The sequence below is a fragment of the Novosphingobium sp. BL-S-19 genome (assembly GCF_055521675.1).
Genome location: NZ_CM145498.1, coordinates 2323221 through 2344096, shown reverse-complemented (window position 1 = coordinate 2344096; position 20876 = coordinate 2323221). Strand labels below are relative to the sequence as shown.

The window sequence follows — 20876 nt, the reverse complement described above, 5'->3', positions numbered from 1 at the left end:
CGCTGCGGATCGGCCCAGCCCCCGGAAATGACCTGGGGGACGGGACAGGAAACTAGTCTCCCCCGACTGGTTTCGCGAGCGGGGAGGCAGCAGGAAGGAAGTGTTAGATGGCCAGTATCGAAAAGCTCCCCATGCTCGCCGAAGGGTATGAGAAGCTTACCGCCGAGATCAAGGCGCTGCGCGAAGAGCGCCCCCGGATCGTCGATGCGATCGAGGAAGCGCGCGCGCATGGCGATCTCTCGGAAAATGCAGAGTATCACGCCGCCAAGGAACGTCAGGGCCAGGTCGAGGCGACGATTGCCGACCTTGAAGACAAGATCACGCGCGCCCAGATCGTCGATCCGGCCACTCTGACCAGCGACAAGATCATCTTCGGCGCCACGGTGACGCTGCTCGATGAAGACGACAAGCCGGTGAAGTACCAGATTGTCGGTCCCTACGAGGCGGACGCCCGTGTCGGCCGCATCAGTTACAACTCACCGCTCGGCAAGGCGCTGATCGGCCGCAAGGTCGAGGAAGAGGTCGAAGTTACCGTGCCGTCGGGCGACAAGTTCTACCTTGTGCAGCAGATCGAATTCATCTGAATTCGGACTTGTGCCGAGGACAAAAGAAAAGGCCGGCGAAAGCCGGCCTTTTTCGATTCCGCCGCCGTTTGGTGACGGGGAGCCTGTTCAGGCTTCCGACTGATCCGGCTGGAGCAGACGGTGGAGGTGGACGATCACGTACTTCATTTCCGCATCGTCGACCGTGCGCTGGGCAGCTGAACGCCAGGCATCTTCGGCCGAGGCGTAATCCGGGTAGACACCGACCAGATCCATTGCGTCGAGATCGGCGAATTCGAGGCTGCGCGGATCCTTGACCCGGCCACCCATCACGAGGTGAAGTTTCTGCATGGGGAGAGACCGCTTTCCTTTGGGAGAGACGAGCGTCCCCATAAGTCCAGACGGTGCGCAGAGCAAGAGCCGATCGCTTGCGCGATACGGCTCAAGATGCTCCTTTAAATCATTAGCAACAATTTCTCAATGACTGATGCGTTGAGCGAAATCCTGCATGCGCTGAGCGAAACGGAACGACTTCTCGCTCGCTGTTTCGGCCGCATCGTGGCTGATCTTGCCAGCCTTCTTCGCGGCGACGCCGCTTACTTTCTCTGCACGGTCGGCCGTTGCCTTGCCCAAGGCAGTGGCGGCGGCGAGGGCGGCAAGGCCATAGCGTTCCAATCGTTCGGCCGCATGGCCACCGGCCTTTTCCGCACGTTCGGCGAGATGCCCAGCTTCGCGCTTGGCGCCCAGGCCCAGGTCATGCGCCTTGCTGGAGGCGTTGCGCCCGAACAGCAGAGCCGCGCTTCCGGCCGCTTCGGCCAGTTCCACCGTGCGCGATGCTGCCCCGCGCGTGATCCGGCGCGGAAGCAGGGCGCTGACTATCGCTCCGGCCGCGATGCCGCCGGCGATAACCAGAACGGGGTGTTCTTTCACGAACGCGATAACCTTGCGCGAGGGGCTGTCGGCCTCAGGCGCCGGCCGGATCGGCACGACCGCTCCCAGATTGCCATCGGTTGCGGATTGGGCGGGCTTTTTGGTGTCAGCGTCGCTCACCGTGAGGCTCCTTTTCGCTTTTCGTCGGTATCGTCCTCGCCCGAGATCGCGCCGAATATATCGGTGATCCAGGCAAGGATGGGGTTTCTCAGAAGCCAAAGCACAAGGGCCGTGAAAGTTCCGCCGATCACGGCGGGGTGTTCTTCCACGACGGCGACAGCCTCATCCAGAACGTCCAGCGCCTTGTCGATCGCTTCGTCGGCAAGGCGGCCGGCAATGCCGCGTTCTTCGATGTCCGCCTTGAGTGCGGCATAATGGGCATCGAACGTGGCCTTCGCGCTGTTGCGTAAGGCACGTTGTTCGGCGAGTTGGGTGGCGAGGGAGGCCATCAGATTTCGCCCCCGGAATCGCTGCCGATCGCTGCGCGCATCCGCCGCATACGGGCCCGCGCGCTGAGGCCCAGAACCACGGCAATGACAAGCAGCACAAGCGTCCCCACGGCAGTCGCGGCCCAGGGGCCGATCACCGATGCCAGGGAGAGCACCAGCCCGAATACGAGCGCCATCAGTGCGAAGAACACGAATACCGCAGCCATCGCACCGAAAAGCGCAATGGTACGGACTTCGGCACCGACATAGGCGGCCCGGGTCTTCTGAAACGCCAGTTCCGCTTGCGCAAGCGTTCGCGCCTCCTCGGCAAGGAGGCGCAAATCCTGGGCAAACGAGATGTCCTCAACCTCAAGATCGAGGGACGGTGCGGGGTCGAGCATTGGCGCCTTTCGTGCCGGGGTGGGCTGAATCAGCTGCTCTTCTTGAACAGGCGGCCGAACAGGAAGCCTGCTGCAATCGCAATGCCGATCGCGGCGCCCGGGCTCTTGCGCACGAATTCGCGAGCCTCGTCACCCAGTTCGTCGAGCGACTTTTCATCCAGACGCGCCGCTGCATCGGCTACCGACTTCGAGGCGGAACGGGCGTAGTCGCCATACTTGGGTCCTGCCTTCTCGTCGATCAGGCCGGCATTGTCGTCGATCAGCTTAGACAGGCCGACCATCGCCTGGCTGGTCTTGGCCTTGCCCTGGTTGGCGAGGTCGGTCGCCTTCACCTTGGCATCGTCCGCAAAAGCGCTGGCCTTGGTCTTGGCGTCTTCCGAACGGACCTTGGCCTCGCTCGACCACTCATCCTTGGCGCTGTTCAGTTTTCCGAGATAGCCTTCAGCCGCGGCCTGGGCTTCCTTGCCCAGTGCAATGGCGCCGGCGCGGGCTTCTTCCACGGCCTTGCTGAAGTGGCCCTTAGCGTTTTCGGTTCCGTTTCCGGTGCCGCTTGTAGGTTCGGCCATGGCGTAATCCTCCTTGTTCTCGGGGTACCCCGGTTTTTCGCCTATATGCGATGTGCCGACAGGGTAACACAAGTTGTCCTGGTTGCTGCAACGCAACTTGTAACATCAAGTTCCCCTGCTAAGACGCCCTCAAGAGCGCCAGGGCTTATTTCATTGGCGCCGTTCAAGAGGAAATCTCAGCATGACCGCGATCATCGATATCCACGGCCGCCAGATTCTCGACAGCCGCGGCAACCCGACCGTTGAAGTCGACGTTCTTCTTGAAGATGGCAGTTTCGGCCGCGCGGCCGTGCCGTCGGGCGCATCGACCGGTGCGCATGAAGCGGTGGAACTGCGTGATGGCGACAAGAACGTCTACCTTGGCAAGGGCGTGCTGAAAGCGGTCGATTCGGTGAATACCGAGATCGCCGAGGAACTCGTCGGCATGGATGCCGAAGACCAGCGTGACCTCGACCTCGCCATGATCGAGCTGGACGGGACCGAGAACAAGGGTCGCCTTGGCGCCAATGCCATTCTCGGCGTCAGCCTTGCGGTGGCCAAGGCTGCCGCCAATGCGCGCGGCCTGCCGCTCTATTCGTACGTCGGCGGCGTTTCGGCGCATGTCCTGCCGGTGCCGATGATGAACATCATCAACGGCGGCGAGCATGCGGACAATCCGATCGATTTCCAGGAATTCATGATCATGCCCGTTGGCGCCGGCTCGATCGCCGAAGCCGTGCGCTGGGGCTCGGAAATCTTCCACACGCTGAAGAAGGGCTTGCACGAGAAGGGTCTGGCCACCGCCGTGGGTGACGAAGGCGGCTTCGCGCCGAACATCGCCAGCACCCGCGCGGCGCTGGACTTCGTTCTCGCCTCGATCGAAAAGGCAGGCTTCAAGCCCGGCGTGGACGTGCAGCTGGCGCTGGACTGCGCCGCGACCGAGTTCTTCAAGAATGGCAAGTACGAGATCAGCGGCGAGGGCCTTTCGCTGAGCCCGATCCAGTTCGCCGACTACCTGGTCGACCTTTGCGGCGCCTACCCGATCATCTCGGTCGAGGACGGCATGGCCGAAGACGATTTCGAAGGCTGGACCGCGTTGACCGAAAAGCTGGGCCACAAGGTGCAGCTGGTGGGCGACGATCTGTTCGTGACGAACCCCAAGCGCCTGACCATGGGCATCGAGAAGGGCATGGCCAACTCGCTGCTGGTCAAGGTCAACCAGATCGGCACGCTGACCGAGACACTGGAAGCCGTCTCGATCGCCAATCGCGCCGGCTACACCGCCGTGATGTCGCACCGTTCGGGCGAAACCGAGGACGCGACCATCGCCGACCTTGCCGTTGCCACCAACTGCGGCCAGATCAAGACCGGCTCGCTCGCCCGTTCGGACCGGCTTGCCAAGTACAACCAGCTGATCCGCATCGAAGAAGAGCTGGGCAAGGCGGCGAAGTTCGCCGGCGCATCGGCTTTCGGCCGCCTTACGCGCTGATCGTTCGATCCGAATGAAACAAAAGGCCCGGTTCCCATTGGGAGTCGGGCCTTTTTGCTTGCTCGGTGCGGCGAGCCGGTGACGTCATGCCGCCACCGGCTCGCATAAGGGGGAGCTTTCGGGGGAATTGAAGCCGGGTGGCCGGCTCCGGTCAGGGCAAGCCAGCCACCCGGTCGCCTCTGTCGGTTCCGTGCCCGGATCCCCACCCCCAGGGGCAGAACGGGTTGGCTACCGGCAATTCAGCGCGCTGACGAGAACTCCATGCGGGGATCGTCGAGCAGCACGACGGAGCGCGATGCAGAGGCGAAATATTCGAGCATCGCGGCATACCCCCGCGCGCTCAGCTTGACGTAGACGCGGCGGGCATCGCCGGGATCGGCTTCGCGTACGAGCAAGCCCTGTTTTTCCAGGATCGTGATCCAACGCAGCGCCGTGGTGGATGGAACTGCGCTGCCGATGCACGCGCTCGTCACGGAAACCCGGCGGCGTTCCTTGGCGGCAATGAACAGATCGAGCAGGATATCCCAGGCGGGTTCGCCGAAAAGTTCTTCTGATCCGAAGATCTTGGTGCGCCGACGGCGATCGTCGTAAGTCTGCCGCGCCAGTTCCACCCAGATGGGGTGATCCTGGCTGGCGCCTTTGGTGCCATCGCGTTCCGTGCTGGTCGGAGTTTCCGTGGCGATGGTCTGTCCGATTTCGAGTTCTCGCGCCATGGCGAGAAGTTCGTTGGCAATGCCAATCAGGCGAATAGCCTTCGCCCGGCCGCGCATCAATTGATCGGTTTTCTCCATATATTAGAGCCCGCCCAACGTCCGCCAAAAACGCTTTGCGCCGACTTTGGGGCCGGTTGCAAAGATCAAGGGCAGAAATTACTCCAGAAGATCGTCAAGTGTCGCCAATCAAATGCCTTCGTCTTTTAGATAAGCAGGTGATTGGTGCGACAGTTAACTTCCATGCATGGGTTGTGGCATGGTGGGGGCAGGTCGTCTTGCGCAGCTTATTCCAAATTGGACGGATCTAGCTCCGCGCTGGAGGTTGACCGCAGGGCGTCGATCGCGGCCTGGAGATGGGCCGCTGCCACCATGGCGCCAAACTCATCAAGTGCCGATAGTTCTGTCATGAGCGCTGCGATCAATACAGCGCGCTTCCGTTCCGTGTTCACTGGCATTTACTCCGCCGATCGGGCGAAAGGCCCGTCAGGACCCGTTTCCCCTGGGCCAAGGGCTGCGATTCGCATCATGTGGACGAGGTGTTCGAGTTGGACTTGCATTCCCAATACGGTCGATATCGGATATTTCTGCCATACCGCTACAGCACTATGAACAAATTGAAATCGCGGAATGGGCGTTGTCCAACTTGGGTACACTCGTTTCTTTGATGACTAACGTTTCGGAGCTTCCATGTTCGTGGACTGATTGTGTAAATTCAGTAATGTAGGAATTGTTCTACGCAAATGTACTTATTAAGCGCTGGCAAACAGTGCTTGGCATTGATCGGCAGAAAGTATGAGCCGTGCGGCTCCGGCCAGTTCATGCACTTGCTCGGGACTGGTGGCACTCGCGATCGGCGCGGCTATTCCCGCCTGTGCGTTGATCCAGGCAAGTGCGACCTGCGCAGGGCTGGCGTTCGCGTCGGCGGCTATTTTGCGAAGGGCCTTCAGGACATCCCACCCGCCTTCGGCGGCCGCCGCTTCCAGCGAATGCGCGCGGGCCGTGCCCTGCCAATCCGCGGGGCTTTGGTATTTGCCGGTCAGGAAGCCGGCAGCGAGGCCGTAATAAGGCAGGGCGGTTATGCCGAACTGTCGGCACACCGCCTGCAACGGTCCCTCGAATTCGCCGCGGTGGACCAGGTTGTAGAAGGGCTGAAGTACCGTGAAGCCTCTGGCGTGCAGCCTTTCCGCCGCGGTGCAGATGCTGGAAAGGCGTTCCGGGGTGTAGTTGGACGCGCCCAGTTCGCGCGCTTTGCCGGCGCCGAAAAGCTCCCCGTATACTCCTGCGACTTCATCCAGCGGCGTCGTGCCGTCATCGCGATGGGCATAATAGAGATCGACGTAATCGGTGCGCAGGCGTTCCAGTGAGGCTTCCAGCGCCGCACGGACTTTGTCGGCGGCGAGCAGACCCGGCGCGCCCCCTTGGCCGGTCTTCGTAGCGATGCGCATTTCGGTACGTATGCCGCGGCTTTCCAGCCATTCGCCGATGATCGCTTCGGATTCGCCGCCAACATGCCCGGGAACCCAGTTGGAATAGCCTTCGGCCGTATCGATCATGCGGCCGCCGGCTTCGTAGAATGCGTCGAGAACCGCAAAGCTGCGATCCCGGTCAATTGTCCATCCGAAAACGTTGCCACCCAGTACCAGGCGGATGCCGCCGATAGAGGGGTGCGTATCGTTCGGGTTTGCGACCGGGATCGTATCAACCATTCAACTCTCCGTCAGGCGAAGCGCTCCTTCAGGTCGTAGAGCGCGATTGCGGCCTTGGCGGCTTCACCGCCCTTGTCCTTTTGTGCGGGATCGGCGCGGACCAGCGCCTGTTCCTCGTTCTCCACGGTAAGGATGCCGTTGCCGATGGCAATGCCGTCCATCGTCAGCGCCATGATGCCGCGTGCCGATTCCCCCGCGACGATTTCGAAGTGGTAGGTTTCGCCGCGAATGACTACGCCGATGGCGACGTAGCCGTCATAGTCACCGGTGGCATCGGCCATCGAGATGGCGGCCGGGATTTCCAGCGCGCCGGGCACGGTGATCACTTCGCCCTTGTGGCCGGCGGCCTTGAGGGCGGCCTTGGCACCTGCGATCAGCTGGTCATTGAGATGGTCATAGAAGCGGGCTTCGACGATGAGAAAACGGGCCATGTCAGTTCGCTCCTTCGGGGGCGCAGGGGATGGGGCGCTCGTCCACGATGTTCAGGCCATAGCCTTCCAGCGCGACAAGCGAATGATGCGTGTTGGTGAGCAGGATCATGTCGTGGACGCCAAGTTCCGCGAGAATCTGCGCACCCACCCCATAGTCGCGAAGTTCTTCGATGTCAGGCATTTCACCCGCACGGATCTGTTGCTTGATGTCCATGACCTTGGACATGGAGCTGCCGATCTGGCGATTGATCACGACGATGACGCCGGTGCCTTCTTCCGCGATCATTTCCATCGAGCGGTGCAGCAGGTTGCCGCGCTCCGGCGATTCCTCGCCGAACACGTCGGTGAACATCGAAAGCGTGTGCATGCGAACCAGCGTGGGTTTGGCGGGATCGATGCGGCCCTTGATGAGCGCCATCGTCTCGTCGCCGGTGGCCTTGTTGTAGTAGCTGCGGGCCAGCCACTGGCCGCCGTGGCGGCTCTGGAAGGTGATCTCGTTCTTCTTTTCGACCATGCGATCGTGCTTGCGGCGATAGGCGATGAGGTCGCGGATCGTGCCGATCTTCAGGTCATGGATGCGGGCGAAGCCGATCAGGTCGTCCATGCGCGCCATGGTGCCGTCGTCCTTCATGATCTCGCAGATCACGCCCGAAGGGTTCAGGCCGGCAAGGCGGGAGATGTCGACAGCGGCTTCGGTATGGCCGGCGCGGACCAGTACGCCGCCGTCACGTGCGCGCAGCGGGAAGACGTGGCCGGGGGTGACGATGTCGGCCTTGCTCTTGGTGCCGTCGATGGCGACCGAGATGGTGCGCGCGCGGTCGCCTGCCGAGATGCCGGTGGTTACGCCTTCGCGCGCTTCGATCGAAACGGTGAAGGCGGTTTCGTGGCGGGTGCCGTTGTGGCGGCTCATCAGGTCCAGGCCGAGTTCGTCGACGCGCTGGCTGGTGAGCGTAAGGCAGATCAACCCGCGGCCGTGGGTGGCCATGAAGTTGATCGCAGCCGGGGTCGCCATCTGGGCCGGGATCACGAGGTCGCCCTCGTTCTCGCGATCCTCGTCGTCGACAAGGATGAACATGCGGCCGTTGCGCGCTTCGTCGATGATTTCTTCGATGGGGACGAGCATCTGGCGGTCGTCGTTGGAGAACAGCACGCGCTCCAGCTTGGTCAGGGTATCGGCGGTGGGGTTCCAGTCGGGCTCGGTGCAGTCACGCAGCGTGTTGGCGTGAAGCCCGGCTGCGCGGGCAAGGCCCGACTTGCTCATGCCGCCTTCTGCGACGAGCTTGCGGACCTGTTCGATCACATTGCCTGCCATTGGAGTATCCATTCTCACATTGTGGTGTGAGCGCGATATGAACCCATCACATCGAAATTCAAGTGCCTTTGAACTCCGGCCGTCGCTTTTCCAGAAACGCATCTACCGCCTCGGCGTGATCGTGGGTGGTGTGGGCGGCGGATTGCATGGCGGCGGCCATTTCCAGCAGTGTGGCCAGATCGGCGCGGCGACCTTCCCACAGCAGGCGCTTGGTCATGCGCACGGCGTGCGGCGGGTTGGCGGCGATGCGGCGGGCGAGGGCGCGGGCTTCGTCCATCAACTGATGATCGGGCACGACCTTGGAGACCAGGCCGCAGGCAAGCGCCTCGGCCGCGTCGATCATGTCGCCGGTCAGCGCCATTTCGGCAGCCTTCGACCAGCCGACCACGCGGGGCAGCAGCCACGAGCCGCCATCGCCGGCAATCAGGCCGATCTTCACGAAGCTTTCTGCAAAGCGCGCGCTCTCACCGGCGATGCGGAGATCGCACATGCAGGTAAGGTCGCAGCCCGCGCCTGCTGCCGCACCATTGACGGCGGCGATCACCGGCACTTCGAGTGCGGCGAAAGCAAGCGGCAGGCGCTGGATGCCGCGCTTGTAATTGAGGCGGGTGCGGATCGGCTCACCGCCGTTGACGTTGCCGCCGGGCTTCATCTCATTGATGTTGCCGCCCGAGGAGAAGCCCTTGCCGGCACCGGTCAGGATGGCGACGCGCGCGGCGGGATCACTGTCGAGCCGTTCCAGCGCGCCAAGCAGGCCTTCGATCACTTCGGGATCGGAGATCGGATTGCGCAGTTCCGGCCGGTTGAGCGTGATCGTGACGATGCCTTCGGCGTCGATCTCGTAAAGTACGGCGTCGGTCATGCTGTTAGTCCTGCTCCTTGTTCTTGCATCCGCCTTAGCAGGTTGACGCATACGTAAAAGGGCCGAGCGCAATCGCGTCCGGCCCCCTGGAAATTTATCGGCGGTGCAGGATCAGGCGGGCTGCTTGGCGGCCGCGCTCATCATCTTGGTGATATCGACCTGACCGGTGGCAAGGCCGCCCATGAAGCCGCCGTCCACCGGCATGACGATACCATTCACCACGCCGGCAAGATCGCTGCAGATCAGCACCAGCGGACCGGCCTGTTCGGCGGGCGTGGTATAGCGGCCCAGCGGTTCGGCAGCGGCGTCGACCACTTCCTTGCCCGAGGTGGCGTGGAAGGTCGCCATCATCGGCGTTTGCGTGGGGGAGGGCAGCGAGCAGTTGATGCGGATGCCCTTCTTGATCAGCTGCGCGCCCATGAACTGGGTCCAGACGATCACCGCTTCCTTGGAGAAGGCGTAACCCTCGCTCACCTGATCCATATTGGCTTCGCACCAGGCGAGGCCGGCATCGAAGCCCTGCGTCATCAGCAGTTGCATGTGAACGGGGATGCGGCGGCTCCAGCCAAGGCCACCGGTGGAGGCAATCGAGACGATGGCGCCGCCTGCACTCATCAGCGGCACGACCTGTTCGGTCAGATGGCGGGTGCCGAGGAAGTTGACCTTCATCACATCCAGCGCCGGGAAACCACCGCCGCCGGCAAGGCCCGCGCAGTTGAACAGCGCGTCGATCTTGCCGCCGACGCCGGCGACGGCCGCTTCGATCGAAGCCGGATCGCGCAAGTCGATCTGCGTGAACGATGCCATCGGCACGGCACTTTCCTTGAAGTCGAATCCGTGGACTTCGGCGCCGAGTTCGACGAGCAGCTTCGCCGTCGCTTCGCCCATGCCCGAGAAGCAGCCGCTGACGATTACGCGCTTGCCTTTGTAGCCGAGAATGTCGGTCATCCGATTGTCCTTCCTCTCTCGGGCGCGGACGCAGGGCCGGCCCCAATCTCTTGTTGCTGGATAGCTAGTCGCAGTGGGGTGGGGGCTTCAACCGTGCGCCGGGCTGATCGCCGGCACGATGGTCCCGGATGGGTCGCAAAACCGCCATCTTGTTGCTAGGCGATATAGCGAAGATTGGCGGGAGAATGTGGTGAACGGGCAGGACGCGGCAACCGAGGCAGGGCCGGTTCCCGCACTCTATCGCTCAGCGGAACGCGCCGGGCGGATTGCGCTGGTGGCGGAAAGCTTTGAGCGTCTGTTGCGCAGGCCGCTTGTTCCGCACGGTGACGATCCGGTGGAGGCCCTGTGGCGGGCGCCGTTTGCCGTGGTCGCCCATGGGACGGAGCCCGATCCGCAGTTCTTTTTCGGCAATGCCATGGCGCTTGCCGCGTTCGAATGCGAGCCCGACCAATTCGTGGGCATGCCGTCGCGGCTTTCGGCCGAAGCGCCCTTGCGGGAGGAGCGGCAGGCGCTGCTCGATCGCGTGACGGCGCATGGCTTTATCGATGACTATTCGGGCCTGCGCATCAGCGCGACGGGGCGAAGGTTCCGCATTGGGCCGGCGATCGTCTGGAACCTTGTCGATGCGGGCGGCATCTGTCGCGGACAGGCTGCGACTTTCGCGCCATGAGCAAGATCGATCCGCGCGTGGTGGAGGCCGTCATGCAGCAAGTGCGCGGCGCGCTGGCCGCCACGCGGCTGCGCCCGGTGGTGATCGGCATCTGCGGCGCGCAGGGTTCGGGCAAGTCCACGCTGGCACAGGCCGTGCAGGAACGGTGCGGCACCGAAGGATTGGCGGGCGCGGTGCTTTCGCTGGACGATCTCTATCTCACGCGCGCCGAGCGGCAGGTGCTGGCCCGTGACGTCCATCCGTTGCTCGCCACACGCGGGGTTCCGGGAACGCACGATGTCGCGCTGGGGCTGGAGGTTCTCGACCAGTTGGAGGGCGGCGGTCCCGTGGCTCTGCCGCGTTTCGACAAGGCGCAGGATGACCGCGTGGCGGAGTGCGACTGGCCCATCGTCGCGCCGGGTTGCGAGGTGCTGCTGTTGGAGGGCTGGTGCGTGGGCGCCTTTCCGCAGCGGACCCGCGACTTGGTCGATCCTATCAATGCGCTGGAGGCCAAGGAGGATGCGGATGGGCGCTGGCGGCGCTGGGTGAACGACATGCTGGGCGATTCGTACCAGCGCTTGTTTGCCCGGTTGGACCGGCTGGTGCTGCTCGCAGCGCCGGATTTCGAGGTCGTTCATCGCTGGCGCAGCGAACAGGAACGGGATCTTGCGCAAAAGGGCGGGACAGGCGCTCATGTGATGGGCGAGGCGGAAATCGCCCGCTTCATTGGCCATTACGAACGCATCACTCGTGCCATTCTTGCCGAGATGCCCGCCCGCGCGGATCTTATGATCCGGTTGGACGGGGCACGGCGGCCGGTGGAGATCGCGGCGCGCTAGGTCGCTTCGCGCCGCACTTTGTCGGCCCGGCGGTTACGCTTGCGCTGCAGGTCGTCGAGCGAGGGTACACGATCATCGATCACATCGGCCAGCACCGCGCCGCGCTGACCCGGTGGGCGGGCAGGCCCGCGGGTAGTGTCGCAGAAGGTCTGGCGTTCGATTTCGGCGTTGAGCAATGCCCCCAGCAGCACGCCATAGGCTGATAGAAACAGCCACATCAGGAAGACGACGATAGCCGAAAGCGATCCGTAGGTGGCGTTGTAGTCGCTAATATAGGCAACGTAGAGCGAGAAGCCGAAGGATACCGCAATCCACAGCAGCGTCGCCAGCAGGGCGCCCGGCGCGAGCCAGCGCCACTTGGCTGGGCGTCGATCCGGTCCATAGCGCATGATCAGCGCAAACCCCAGGCTGCCCAGCAGAATGGCGGCAATCCATGTCAGCCAGTTGAACAGTGTCTGCGTCGCACTGCCAAGGTAGGTCGTCGCCTGCGTTTGCAGCCACGCGAAGACGCCGCCGGACAGGATCCCGGTCAACGCGATCAGCACGGCCGAAAGCGTCAGCCCTGCCGCGCGGAAGGTGAGAGAGATCGCGCCCCGCGTCTCGCGCTCTTCATTGATGACGTTCAGAGCGCTGATCATTCCGCTGGCCGCGCGCATCCCGCCGTAGATCGCGAAGAACAGCGCGATCAGCAGGGCAAAGCCGGTGACGCCCCGGCTGGTGGTGACGATCTGGATCAATTGCTGTTCGAGCATCTTGGCGACTTCGGGCGGGACTACTTCGACGATGCTCTGCATCTGTTCGCGCACGGTATTCACATCGCCGATCAGGCCATAGGTCATCACAGTGGCCGCGATCAGCGGGGTAAGCGCCAGGAAGCAGTAAAAGGCAAGGCCCGCTGCCAGCAGGCCAAGTTCGTGAAAGCCGCTCATCACCCAGACGCGGCGCACCACGCGCCACCAGGCGCGGCCGGACAATGCCCACGGCGCGTTCGCATCGGCACCGGGGTGGGTATGGGGCGTCTTCCCATCGACGGATGCCGCTTCTTTGGCGTCGGAAACCGTATCCATAAGGTCACGGTCGGTTGATCCTTCGTGGGTATCCATTTACGTACCCCCTTGCAGGCGGGAACTTTCGCTGTTGCAATGCGATACGGTAAAGCACGAGGGGGCCTGCTGCCCAGTCTCGACAGGGGGATGTTTCATCGCGCCGTTCATGCCAATGCTAAGCCATCACGACCTCGTCGGTTCCCGGCTTGTACGTGAAGGTGCGGGACTGGTCACGCTGGCTCTGGTGCTGGCGGCCTCTGCCGTGCCGGCGGTGGCGCAGGAAGCGGCTAAGGCTGCCGGCCAGTCCGATTCCCGATCCACGCCGCAATCGGGCGAGGCTGTGAACAAAGTCGGCCAGACGGGCACGGCTCAAACTGGTGCGCGCCAGGCCGGTGCATCTCAAGGTGCGGGCCAAGCCGGGGCGGCCCAATCAGGTGCAGGGCAGGCTTCCCAGGTTGGCGATGACCTGCAGGCCGGCAAGATGGAGGTTCCCGCTCCCCCGGCCGATGTGCCCCTGCCGGAGGTCAAGCCGATCATCCCGGACGACGAATTCAACCGCTCCATCCCCAAGCTGGACGCGGCGGACGATCCGGAACTCGACAAGCCGCTCGAATCGATCGAAGCATTCGAGCAGCGTCTGGCGACCCAAAAGCCCAGCGATGAGGCGGGTGAACCGGCAGGCGATCAGGCGGGCAACAAGGCGGGCGGCAAGCCCGAGGAACGGGCGGAGCAGAACGCTACTCGTTCGGCCGCAGCAAATGGCACTGCACAGCCGGCCGTCAGCGCGGGTGCTTCGGCCGCTGCCGCCGGCACTGCTGCAGCCGAGTCGATCGGTCAGGCGCCCGCTCGCGATCCCGAGCTGAACACGCCGCTGCCGCCGATCGGACAGTTCGAAGTTACGCCGGTGCAGTTCGCGGAGAGCGAGGAATCGTCGAAAGATACCGAGGTGGCCTACGCCGTCCGGATCGACGGGCTCGAAAGCGCCGATGACGCGACCGATATCGATCTGAAGAGCGAGTTCAAGACGCATTCGGCCCTGCGGAAGACCGGAAAAGCAGCGAACATCGCCATGCTGCGCGCGCGGCTGACTGAAGACGCGACGCTGATGCAGACCGTGCTCGCGTCCGAGGGCTGGTATTCGCCCACCATCAACACTCGGATCGAGCGCAATCGCAATGGAGAGGAAGGACCGCCGCTGACGGCGGTGATCACCGTTGCCCCGGGCAAGCGTTACGTCTTCGCCGATATCGTGGTGAAGGCGGACCCGACCGTTCCGTCCACGCTGATCGCGGACAACCTGGCCCTGAAGGTCGGCGATCCGATCATTGCGGAGAAGGTGCAGGGGGCGGAAGCGCAAGTGGCGCTGGCGTTGCCTGAAAACGGCTATGCCTTTGCGCAAGTGGGCGATCGCGACATCCTGCTGGATCAGGATAGCGGCGATGGCGTCTATACGCTGCCAGTCGATGTCGGCCCGCGCGGGCGCTTCGGCGGGTTCACCACGGCGGGCGATCTGGCATTCGACGTGAACCACGTGGCGGTGCTGGCCCGCTTCAAGAAGGGCCAGCTTTACGACAGCCGCAAGGTGGACGATCTGCGCAAGGCGCTCGTCGCCACAAGCCTGTTCTCCACCGTCTCCGTCGAGCCGCGCAAGACCGGCGAATCGGCGGGGCCGGACGGCACCGAATATGTGACGCTGCACGTCCAGCAGGATGCCGGGCCGCCGCGCACGATCGCGGGAACGGTGGGCTATGCCACGGGCGAGGGGCTCAGCGCGCAGGCCAGCTGGACCAATCGCAACATGTTCCCGCCCGAAGGCGCACTGATCTTCAGCGGCATTGCCGGCACGCGCCAGCAGGGGGTGAGTTCGACTTTCCGCCGGTCCAACGCGGGCAAGCGGGATCGCACTTTCGAACTCGTGGCCGAAGCGTTTCACAACGATTACGACGCCTATAGCGCCTACACCGGCCGCATCGCCGTGCGGATGGCGCGCGACTCGACCCCTCTGTGGCAGAAGAAATTCACCTACGCCTATGGCGCCGAAGCGCTGATCACCGGAGAAACCGACTACAACGTCGACACCGGAACACGCGATCGCAAGCTCTACTATGTGGTGGGCGTCAATGGGCAGGCTGGCTTCGATCGGACGGATAGCCTGCTGGACCCCACAAGAGGCTACCGCTTCACCGCGCTGGTGCAGCCGGAAGCCACGGTGAAGGGTGGTTTCAATCCCTATGTCCGCAGCCGGATCGACGCTTCGGGCTATTATCCCGTAACCGATGGACTGGTGCTGGCGGGCCGTGTGCGGCTGGGCACTATCCAGGGCGCGCAACTGTTCGACATCGCACCTTCGCGCAGGCTCTATGCCGGCGGCGGCGGCTCGGTGCGCGGTTACAGCTATCAGGCGCTGGGCGAACAGGCGCCGGACGGCAAGGCAGTGGGCGGCCGCAGCCTCAACGAAGCCTCGGCCGAGGTGCGCTATCGCTTTGGCACTTACGGCGTGGTTGCTTTTGTCGATGCCGGGCAGGCCTATCGGGAAAAGATGCCGCAGTTCAATAACTTGCGCTACGGCGTCGGTCTCGGCGGGCGTTTTTACACCAACTTCGGCCCGGTCCGCCTCGATGTGGCGACGCCGATCGACCGGCAGCCCGGGGAATCGCGCATCAATATCTACGTATCGATCGGACAGGCGTTCTGATGGAAGAGAACGACGAAGTCCTGCCGCCCGAAGGCGAAAACGGCGCATCGGAACCGGCGCGCAAGCGGCCTACGCTGGGCCGGCGCCTGCGCATCCGCGCGTTGAAGACCGTTGTCGGCCTGTTCCTGGGCGCGGTGGTGCTTGCCGCAGCAGTGATCTTCGGCATCGATACCGGGCCGGGCCACCGTTTCGTTGCCGAACAGATCGCGGCGCTGCGGTTCGAGAACGGGATGCGCATCAAGGTAGGGCGGATCGAGGGGTCGCTCTACAGCAAGATGACGCTGCATGACCTTTCGGTCAGCGATCCGCGCGGCGAATTCCTGTTTTCACCGGAGATCGAGGTCGATTGGCGGCCTTTCGCTTATCTGCGTAACCATGTGGACGTGCGCAGCGCCACTACCGAGCGGATGATTCTGCGCCGCACCCCGAAGTTCAACCCGACGCCGCCCAGCAACGAACCGCTGTTGCCCAATCTGGATATCGACGTTGGCCGCTTGCGGATTGCGCGCTTCATTGCCGAACCACCGGTTGCGGGCGTGCGCCGCATCCTTACGGTCGATGGCCGCGCGCACATCGCCGATGGCCGCGCGCAGGTCTTTGCCAAGGGCGGCACGATCGCCATCGAGGGCAAGCAGGGCGGCGATCGTTTCGATCTTGTGCTGGATGCGGTGCCGGCCAAGAACCGGTTGGCGCTGAAGGTCGATCTCGATGCGCCAACCGGCGGCGTGATCGCCGCGTTGGGCGGCTTCAAGCAGCCGCTGGCGCTCCGCCTTGATGGCAAGGGCGACTGGAAGGCCTGGAACGGTAAGTTCGACGCCGATCTTGGCGGCGGTGAGATGGCGCGCCTTGCACTCTCGGCACGTGACGGCACGTTCGCGATCAAGGGGCCGACGCGGATTGCGCGCCTGTTCACCGGGCCCACCGCCGGGCTGCTGGGGCCCATCACCAATCTCGACCTTACCGCCGTGCTCGACAGGCGGCGGGCGAAGCTCTCCGGCCTGGTTTCCAGCGATGCCTTCACGCTGCGACCGGATGGTACCATCGATCTGTCGCAGAACACCTTCGACGATCTGCGCCTGCAATTCGCGTTGTTGAAGCCGGCGGCCATCGCCAAGAACCTGAGCGGCGCGGGGCTGACGGCCTCGCTCGCGCTGGACGGTGCCTTCACGCGGCCCAAGGCGGCCTATCGCATCAATGCCGCGCGTGTCACGATGAACGACATGGGGTTGGAAGGCCTCAGCGCCGAAGGAGCCGCGCGGGTCGACGCGGACAAGATCCTGATTCCCGTAAGCGCCCGCGTCAGGCGGATCGTCGGGCTGGATACCGTTGCCGGCGGCACGCTGAACAACGTCAGTCTCAATGGCGATCTGGCGATCGACGGCACCCGCGTCCTGTCGGACAATATGCGCCTGCGGTCCGACCGCATCGACGCCAAGCTGATCCTGGCTGCTGACATCGCGAAGGGTTTCTATACCGGCGCCATCGACGGCAAGATCGACAACTATCGCCTTGAAAGCGTGGGCGTGTTCGACATTCGCACGAACATGGACCTCAAGAGCGAGCGGAACGGCTTCGCGCTGGAAGGGACGGTTCATGCCCGTTCCCGCAAGCTGTTCAATGCCAGCCTCGAAAGCTATCTGGGCGGCAATTTCGCGGCATCCTCGCGTGTTCGATATGGGTCTGACGGGATCGTGCATTTCTCCGCGTTGCGGATGAACGCGCCGGATCTCCGGATCGTGGATGGGCAGGGCAGCTGGTCGCCGGGCGGCCGGATTTCCCTGGTCGCCCGCGGGGCATCCGATCGCTATGGCGCACTGGGTGTGCGCGTAACGGGCACCATCGCCAATCCCGACGCGCATCTTACCGCCGAGCATCCCGGCTTCGGCATCGGCCTTGCCAATCTGGATGCCCGCATCAGCGGCGTGCGCGGTGGCTATCGCTTCGATGTGAAGGGCGACACCGACTACGGGCCGCTTACGGCCGATGTCACCTTGCAAACGGGCCGCCAACTGGCGGTGCAGATCAACAGCGCCAATCTTTCCGGCGTCGATTTCGCCGGACAGCTCACGCAAACCCCGGCCGGTCCCTTTGCTGGCGAATTGACGGCGGCAGGCAACGGCATCGGCGGCGCTCTGCGGCTTTCGGCCGAGGGCAAATACCAGGCGGTGGACTTCAACTTGCGCGCCAAGGATGCGGTGTTCCCGGGGGCGGCGAAGCTGACGATCGGATCCGCGTTGATCGATGGCCGGGCAGTCCTTTACGACAAGCCGCTGGTGATCGCGGATGCCCAGCTTGCGGGAACCTCGCTCGGCGCGCTCGATCTGGCTGCCGCGCGCGTGCTGGTCGACTATCGCGACGGGCGCGGGCAGGCCAAGGCGCTGATCGAAGGCGTCAGCGGCGTGCCGTTTCGTCTGGGCGTGAATGCCGATCTGGCTCCTGAACTGTGGCGCGTGGCCCTGTCCGGCCGTGTGCGCGGCCAGTCGGTACGCACGCTCAGCCCGGCACGCATCGTTCCGGGCAAGGACGGTTACGAACTGCTTCCCACCACTCTGTCGGTCGGTCGCGGAACCGCGCGCGTTGCCGGCAAGTATGGCGCCGGCATGAAGCTGGAGAGCCGGTTCGAGAACTTCGACGTCGGCGTCTTCAACGCCTTCGTCCCCGGCTACGGCCTGGGCGGCACCGCCAACGGTAGCTTCGATTTCGAACAGGCCAGTTCGACGGCCTTCCCGCTTGCCGATGCGCGCCTGTCGATCAACGACTTTACCCGTACCAGTTCCAGCACGGTCAGCCAGCCGGTGGACATCAATTTCCTGGGCAAGCTGGTGTCGGACGGGGCGGAAGCTCATGCCGTGATCCGCAAGCGCGGCAGCGTGATCGGCCGCATGGAGGCGACCTTGCGGCCGCTTCCGGCAGGGGAAGGCTCATGGGCGACGCGGCTGATGGAAGCGCCCCTTGGTGGCGGCATCCGCTATAACGGCCCGGCCGACACGCTGTTCTCCTTCGTCGGTCAGGCGGGGCAGACGCTCAGCGGCCCGATCGGACTGGCGGCGGACTTCTCGTGCAAGCTGTCCGACCCATGCGTGAACGGCCTCGTGAAGGGGCGGGATCTTACGTACGAGAACCTGGCCTATGGCACCAAGCTCACCAACATGAGCCTGGAGGGGCGCTTCACCGGCAACAGCTTCGAACTGCAGTCGCTCAATGCCAATGCGGGCGCCGGCACGGTGAGCGCCAGTGGCCGCATGAGCCTTGCCGCTGCGGCAGGCTATCCGATGGATCTGACCGTGAAGCTGGACCGTGCGCAGCTCGCACGCAGCGCATCGCTGTCCGCCAGCGCCACTGGCACGCTGAACCTGACCAAGCACGCGGGCGAGACGGCACTCCTGTCGGGCCAGTTGCGGCTTCCGGAAACCCGGTACGAGATCGTTCGCCAAGGCGCGGTGGAAGTGCCGCATCTGACCGGCGTTCGCTTCAAGCCGAAGACCGGCCCGACCCGCGTGACGGGGGATGAGCAGGTGGAACAGATCAGTTCCGCGTTCTCGTCGCTGCGGCTCGACCTGCATCTGAGGGCGCCGGACAAGCTCTATGTCTCCGGCATGGGACTCGATTCGGAATGGAGCGCTGATTTCACCGTTGGCGGCACCAGTTCGGCGCCCAGCCTGACGGGCGACGTTACGCTGGTGCGCGGCAATCTCGATTTCGCCGGGCGCTCCTTCAACATCACCGAAGGCAAGATATCGTTCAACGGTGGCCGCACGATCGATCCTTCGGTCTCCATCAAGGCGGAAGAAACCATCGAGGACGTGAACGTCACCGTCTCGGTGAGTGGCCGGGCCTACAATCCGCAGATCGAGTTCAGCTCCGAACCAAGCCTGCCCGATGACGAAATCCTGTCGCGCATCCTGTTCGGCAGCTCCATCGCGAACCTTTCGGCGATCCAGGCGGTACAGTTGGCGACATCGCTCAATACCCTGCGCGGCAGCGGCGGCGGGCTTAACCCGCTGGGCAAGCTGCGTTCGGCGACGGGCATCGACCGGCTGCGCATCCTTAGCCCCGATGAGGCGAGCGGGCGCGGCACTGCGCTTGCTGCCGGCCAGTACCTGACGGACGATATCTACGTCGAACTGATCACCGACGCGCGCGGCTTCACCGCCACGCAGATCGAAGTGAGCGTGACGCGCTGGCTTTCCGTGCTCAGCCAGGCCGGCGGTTCTGGCGTCAACTCGGTCAGCGTGAAGATCAAGAAGGACTATTGATGCGGCGGCTGTTCCTTGCCGCCGCATTGCTGGCACTGGGCGCGTGTCACCGCGAACCGACGTTCGACGAGCGATACGAGGCCGCGCGCACGCAAATCGACAAGAAGGCGCACGAGATCGATGCGCAAGCGATGGGAACCGGGGCGCCTCCCGCTGCCGAAGAGGACGATACCGCGGCGAAATAGCCCGGGCCTCACCGCGCGCATGTCGGGCTTCTGGGCGCGAAACGCCAGCGATCCGGCGTTCGTCCCTTAAGGCTCGCTCAAGGCTCCCTTAACCAGATTCGGTGCATCCCCCGTCAGCCGGCGATCGAAGCGGGATGGTCCCGTTCCGTCGCAACGGTCTTTAATGGAGGTGCCCGATGAAGAAGAGGTTGGCTTCGGCGTTCCTCTGCGCGCTGGCGCTGGGAAGTGCCGGGCAGGCATATGCAGGCATAAAGGCATCGACTTCGGTGCCCGATATGCGAGCCAGCCACCCGGTCACAGACGATGCGAGCAGGCGCGCTGCGAACGAACGCGATTCTCACGCGCGTGATTCGCGTGGTCGCGGCAATGCCGGAGACGGGGCCGGAGACGGTGCCCGAGACAGGGGCCGGCCCGGCAATGGGGCACATCACGGTTCCGAAGGCGAATGGAAGTCGCGCGGCTGTTGATGCAGCGATGTAGATGGGAGAGGCGGCCTGGAAGGCGTCGCTGCGGCGTGTGCCGGGAAGTTACGCGGTGGTGGACGCACTTGGGCTCGAACCAAGGACCCGCTGATTAAGAGTCAGCTGCTCTACCAACTGAGCTATGCGTCCACACGCGTTGCCGCGTAAGTTACGGAAATGGTGGACGCACTTGGGCTCGAACCAAGGACCCGCTGATTAAGAGTCAGCTGCTCTACCAACTGAGCTATGCGTCCACGCGTTTCCGCGTAAGGACAGGACTGGTGGACGCACTTGGGCTCGAACCAAGGACCCGCTGATTAAGAGTCAGCTGCTCTACCAACTGAGCTATGCGTCCACACTTTGCCCTGGCCGGGCTGCCGTTTCAGAGCCTTGTGGGCTCCTCCTCGGCGGCGGAGAGGCCCCTATAACGGCAAAATT

The 20876-nt window shown here is 63.8% G+C and carries 19 protein-coding genes and 3 tRNA genes; 7 read left to right on the top strand and 15 right to left on the bottom strand.

Annotated elements, in window-relative coordinates:
- Window positions 1-107: 107 nt before the first annotated feature.
- Complete coding sequence (gene greA / locus ACZ1JV_RS19205; protein WP_465135349.1) at window positions 108-584, top strand: transcription elongation factor GreA; 477 nt, start codon at window positions 108-110, stop codon at window positions 582-584.
- A gap of 87 nt (window positions 585-671) precedes the next feature.
- On the opposite strand, the gene ACZ1JV_RS19200 is transcribed toward greA, so the two are convergent.
- From ACZ1JV_RS19200 to ACZ1JV_RS19180, 5 genes are all read right to left on the bottom strand, one after another.
- The gene (locus ACZ1JV_RS19200; RefSeq protein WP_395333428.1) at window positions 672-893 is read right to left on the bottom strand and encodes a DUF4170 domain-containing protein; all 222 of its coding nucleotides are present in this window, start codon (window positions 891-893) and stop codon (window positions 672-674) included.
- A 126-nt stretch (window positions 894-1019) separates the two neighbouring features.
- Window positions 1020-1592, bottom strand: a complete 573-nt coding sequence (locus ACZ1JV_RS19195; protein ID WP_465150103.1) for a hypothetical protein — start codon at window positions 1590-1592, stop codon at window positions 1020-1022.
- The gene (locus ACZ1JV_RS19190) at window positions 1589-1921 is read right to left on the bottom strand and encodes a hypothetical protein (RefSeq protein WP_465150102.1); all 333 of its coding nucleotides are present in this window, start codon (window positions 1919-1921) and stop codon (window positions 1589-1591) included. Before ACZ1JV_RS19190 ends, ACZ1JV_RS19195 begins: the two co-directional genes overlap by 4 nt.
- Window positions 1921-2301 carry a phage holin family protein gene (locus ACZ1JV_RS19185; protein ID WP_465150101.1) on the bottom strand — a complete coding sequence of 127 codons (381 nt, stop codon included), beginning with the start codon at window positions 2299-2301 and terminating at the stop codon, window positions 1921-1923. The genes ACZ1JV_RS19190 and ACZ1JV_RS19185 overlap by 1 nt, the downstream gene beginning before the upstream one ends.
- 29 nt (window positions 2302-2330) lie before the next feature.
- Window positions 2331-2867, bottom strand: coding sequence for a hypothetical protein (locus tag ACZ1JV_RS19180; protein WP_465135345.1), 537 nt, complete (start codon window positions 2865-2867; stop codon window positions 2331-2333).
- Window positions 2868-3048: 181 nt separating this feature from the next.
- Here ACZ1JV_RS19180 and eno point away from each other — a divergent pair, with 181 nt between their 5' ends.
- Window positions 3049-4335 carry a phosphopyruvate hydratase gene (eno, locus tag ACZ1JV_RS19175; protein ID WP_465150100.1) on the top strand — a complete coding sequence of 429 codons (1287 nt, stop codon included), beginning with the start codon at window positions 3049-3051 and terminating at the stop codon, window positions 4333-4335.
- A gap of 239 nt (window positions 4336-4574) precedes the next feature.
- On the opposite strand, the gene ACZ1JV_RS19170 is transcribed toward eno, so the two are convergent.
- From ACZ1JV_RS19170 to ACZ1JV_RS19145, 6 genes are all read right to left on the bottom strand, one after another.
- Complete coding sequence (locus ACZ1JV_RS19170) at window positions 4575-5126, bottom strand: MarR family transcriptional regulator (protein ID WP_465150099.1); 552 nt, start codon at window positions 5124-5126, stop codon at window positions 4575-4577.
- Between the two features lie 671 nt (window positions 5127-5797).
- Window positions 5798-6754 (bottom strand): aldo/keto reductase, encoded by a 957-nt coding sequence (locus ACZ1JV_RS19165; RefSeq protein ID WP_465150098.1) that lies wholly within the window; start codon window positions 6752-6754, stop codon window positions 5798-5800.
- 11 nt (window positions 6755-6765) lie between these two features.
- Window positions 6766-7185: a 6,7-dimethyl-8-ribityllumazine synthase gene (ribH, locus tag ACZ1JV_RS19160; RefSeq protein ID WP_395333409.1), complete on the bottom strand. Its 420-nt coding sequence runs from the start codon at window positions 7183-7185 to the stop codon at window positions 6766-6768.
- A 1-nt stretch (window position 7186) separates the two neighbouring features.
- On the bottom strand, window positions 7187-8497 hold the full coding sequence (gene ribB / locus ACZ1JV_RS19155; RefSeq protein ID WP_465135339.1) for a 3,4-dihydroxy-2-butanone-4-phosphate synthase: 1311 nt from the start codon (window positions 8495-8497) through the stop codon (window positions 7187-7189).
- Between the two features lie 58 nt (window positions 8498-8555).
- Window positions 8556-9359: a crotonase/enoyl-CoA hydratase family protein gene (locus ACZ1JV_RS19150; protein WP_465150097.1), complete on the bottom strand. Its 804-nt coding sequence runs from the start codon at window positions 9357-9359 to the stop codon at window positions 8556-8558.
- 111 nt (window positions 9360-9470) lie between these two features.
- The gene (locus tag ACZ1JV_RS19145) at window positions 9471-10307 is read right to left on the bottom strand and encodes a coniferyl-alcohol dehydrogenase (protein ID WP_465135337.1); all 837 of its coding nucleotides are present in this window, start codon (window positions 10305-10307) and stop codon (window positions 9471-9473) included.
- 190 nt (window positions 10308-10497) lie between these two features.
- On the opposite strand from ACZ1JV_RS19145, the gene ACZ1JV_RS19140 reads away from it, so the two are divergent.
- Both ACZ1JV_RS19140 and ACZ1JV_RS19135 read left to right on the top strand, forming a co-directional pair.
- Window positions 10498-10977, top strand: coding sequence for an MEKHLA domain-containing protein (locus tag ACZ1JV_RS19140; RefSeq protein ID WP_465150096.1), 480 nt, complete (start codon window positions 10498-10500; stop codon window positions 10975-10977).
- Window positions 10974-11795: a kinase gene (locus ACZ1JV_RS19135; RefSeq protein WP_465150095.1), complete on the top strand. Its 822-nt coding sequence runs from the start codon at window positions 10974-10976 to the stop codon at window positions 11793-11795. The genes ACZ1JV_RS19140 and ACZ1JV_RS19135 overlap by 4 nt, the downstream gene beginning before the upstream one ends.
- On the opposite strand, the gene ACZ1JV_RS19130 is transcribed toward ACZ1JV_RS19135, so the two are convergent.
- Complete coding sequence (locus ACZ1JV_RS19130; RefSeq protein ID WP_465150094.1) at window positions 11792-12898, bottom strand: YihY/virulence factor BrkB family protein; 1107 nt, start codon at window positions 12896-12898, stop codon at window positions 11792-11794. The genes ACZ1JV_RS19135 and ACZ1JV_RS19130 overlap by 4 nt on opposite strands.
- Before the next feature lie 109 nt (window positions 12899-13007).
- Between ACZ1JV_RS19130 and ACZ1JV_RS19125 the strand changes: the two genes are divergently transcribed.
- The 3 genes from ACZ1JV_RS19125 to ACZ1JV_RS19115 are packed head-to-tail and all read left to right on the top strand — an operon-like array spanning window position 13008 to window position 19977.
- On the top strand, window positions 13008-15536 hold the full coding sequence (locus tag ACZ1JV_RS19125) for an autotransporter assembly complex protein TamA (protein WP_465150093.1): 2529 nt from the start codon (window positions 13008-13010) through the stop codon (window positions 15534-15536).
- Window positions 15536-19792: a translocation/assembly module TamB domain-containing protein gene (locus ACZ1JV_RS19120; RefSeq protein WP_465150092.1), complete on the top strand. Its 4257-nt coding sequence runs from the start codon at window positions 15536-15538 to the stop codon at window positions 19790-19792. Before ACZ1JV_RS19125 ends, ACZ1JV_RS19120 begins: the two co-directional genes overlap by 1 nt.
- Entirely contained in the window at window positions 19792-19977 is a 186-nt protein-coding gene (locus ACZ1JV_RS19115; RefSeq protein WP_465150091.1) for a hypothetical protein, read from the top strand. The genes ACZ1JV_RS19120 and ACZ1JV_RS19115 overlap by 1 nt, the downstream gene beginning before the upstream one ends.
- Before the next feature lie 535 nt (window positions 19978-20512).
- Here ACZ1JV_RS19115 and ACZ1JV_RS19110 read toward each other — a convergent pair.
- The 3 genes from ACZ1JV_RS19110 to ACZ1JV_RS19100 all read right to left on the bottom strand — a co-directional run bounded on the left by ACZ1JV_RS19110 (window position 20513) and on the right by ACZ1JV_RS19100 (window position 20793).
- Window positions 20513-20588: transfer RNA gene (locus ACZ1JV_RS19110), tRNA-Lys, on the bottom strand.
- A gap of 28 nt (window positions 20589-20616) precedes the next feature.
- A tRNA-Lys gene (locus ACZ1JV_RS19105) sits at window positions 20617-20692 on the bottom strand.
- A gap of 25 nt (window positions 20693-20717) precedes the next feature.
- A tRNA-Lys gene (locus ACZ1JV_RS19100) sits at window positions 20718-20793 on the bottom strand.
- Window positions 20794-20876 lie beyond the last annotated feature (83 nt).

What these genes read in the sequence shown, in the direction of transcription:
- ACZ1JV_RS19200 (WP_395333428.1), bottom strand. Translation starts at nt 893, where the DNA reads ATGCAGAAACTTCACCTCGTGATGGGTGGCCGGGTCAAGGATCCGCGC.
- ACZ1JV_RS19120 (WP_465150092.1), top strand. Translation starts at nt 15,536, where the DNA reads ATGGAAGAGAACGACGAAGTCCTGCCGCCCGAAGGCGAAAACGGCGCA.
- ACZ1JV_RS19180 (WP_465135345.1), bottom strand. Translation starts at nt 2,867, where the DNA reads ATGGCCGAACCTACAAGCGGCACCGGAAACGGAACCGAAAACGCTAAG.
- ACZ1JV_RS19165 (WP_465150098.1), bottom strand. Translation starts at nt 6,754, where the DNA reads ATGGTTGATACGATCCCGGTCGCAAACCCGAACGATACGCACCCCTCT.
- greA (WP_465135349.1), top strand. Translation starts at nt 108, where the DNA reads ATGGCCAGTATCGAAAAGCTCCCCATGCTCGCCGAAGGGTATGAGAAG.
- ACZ1JV_RS19170 (WP_465150099.1), bottom strand. Translation starts at nt 5,126, where the DNA reads ATGGAGAAAACCGATCAATTGATGCGCGGCCGGGCGAAGGCTATTCGC.
- ACZ1JV_RS19135 (WP_465150095.1), top strand. Translation starts at nt 10,974, where the DNA reads ATGAGCAAGATCGATCCGCGCGTGGTGGAGGCCGTCATGCAGCAAGTG.
- ACZ1JV_RS19185 (WP_465150101.1), bottom strand. Translation starts at nt 2,301, where the DNA reads ATGCTCGACCCCGCACCGTCCCTCGATCTTGAGGTTGAGGACATCTCG.
- ACZ1JV_RS19150 (WP_465150097.1), bottom strand. Translation starts at nt 9,359, where the DNA reads ATGACCGACGCCGTACTTTACGAGATCGACGCCGAAGGCATCGTCACG.
- ribH (WP_395333409.1), bottom strand. Translation starts at nt 7,185, where the DNA reads ATGGCCCGTTTTCTCATCGTCGAAGCCCGCTTCTATGACCATCTCAAT.
- ACZ1JV_RS19130 (WP_465150094.1), bottom strand. Translation starts at nt 12,898, where the DNA reads ATGGATACCCACGAAGGATCAACCGACCGTGACCTTATGGATACGGTT.
- eno (WP_465150100.1), top strand. Translation starts at nt 3,049, where the DNA reads ATGACCGCGATCATCGATATCCACGGCCGCCAGATTCTCGACAGCCGC.
- ACZ1JV_RS19190 (WP_465150102.1), bottom strand. Translation starts at nt 1,921, where the DNA reads ATGGCCTCCCTCGCCACCCAACTCGCCGAACAACGTGCCTTACGCAAC.
- ACZ1JV_RS19145 (WP_465135337.1), bottom strand. Translation starts at nt 10,307, where the DNA reads ATGACCGACATTCTCGGCTACAAAGGCAAGCGCGTAATCGTCAGCGGC.
- ribB (WP_465135339.1), bottom strand. Translation starts at nt 8,497, where the DNA reads ATGGCAGGCAATGTGATCGAACAGGTCCGCAAGCTCGTCGCAGAAGGC.
- ACZ1JV_RS19125 (WP_465150093.1), top strand. Translation starts at nt 13,008, where the DNA reads ATGCCAATGCTAAGCCATCACGACCTCGTCGGTTCCCGGCTTGTACGT.
- ACZ1JV_RS19115 (WP_465150091.1), top strand. Translation starts at nt 19,792, where the DNA reads ATGCGGCGGCTGTTCCTTGCCGCCGCATTGCTGGCACTGGGCGCGTGT.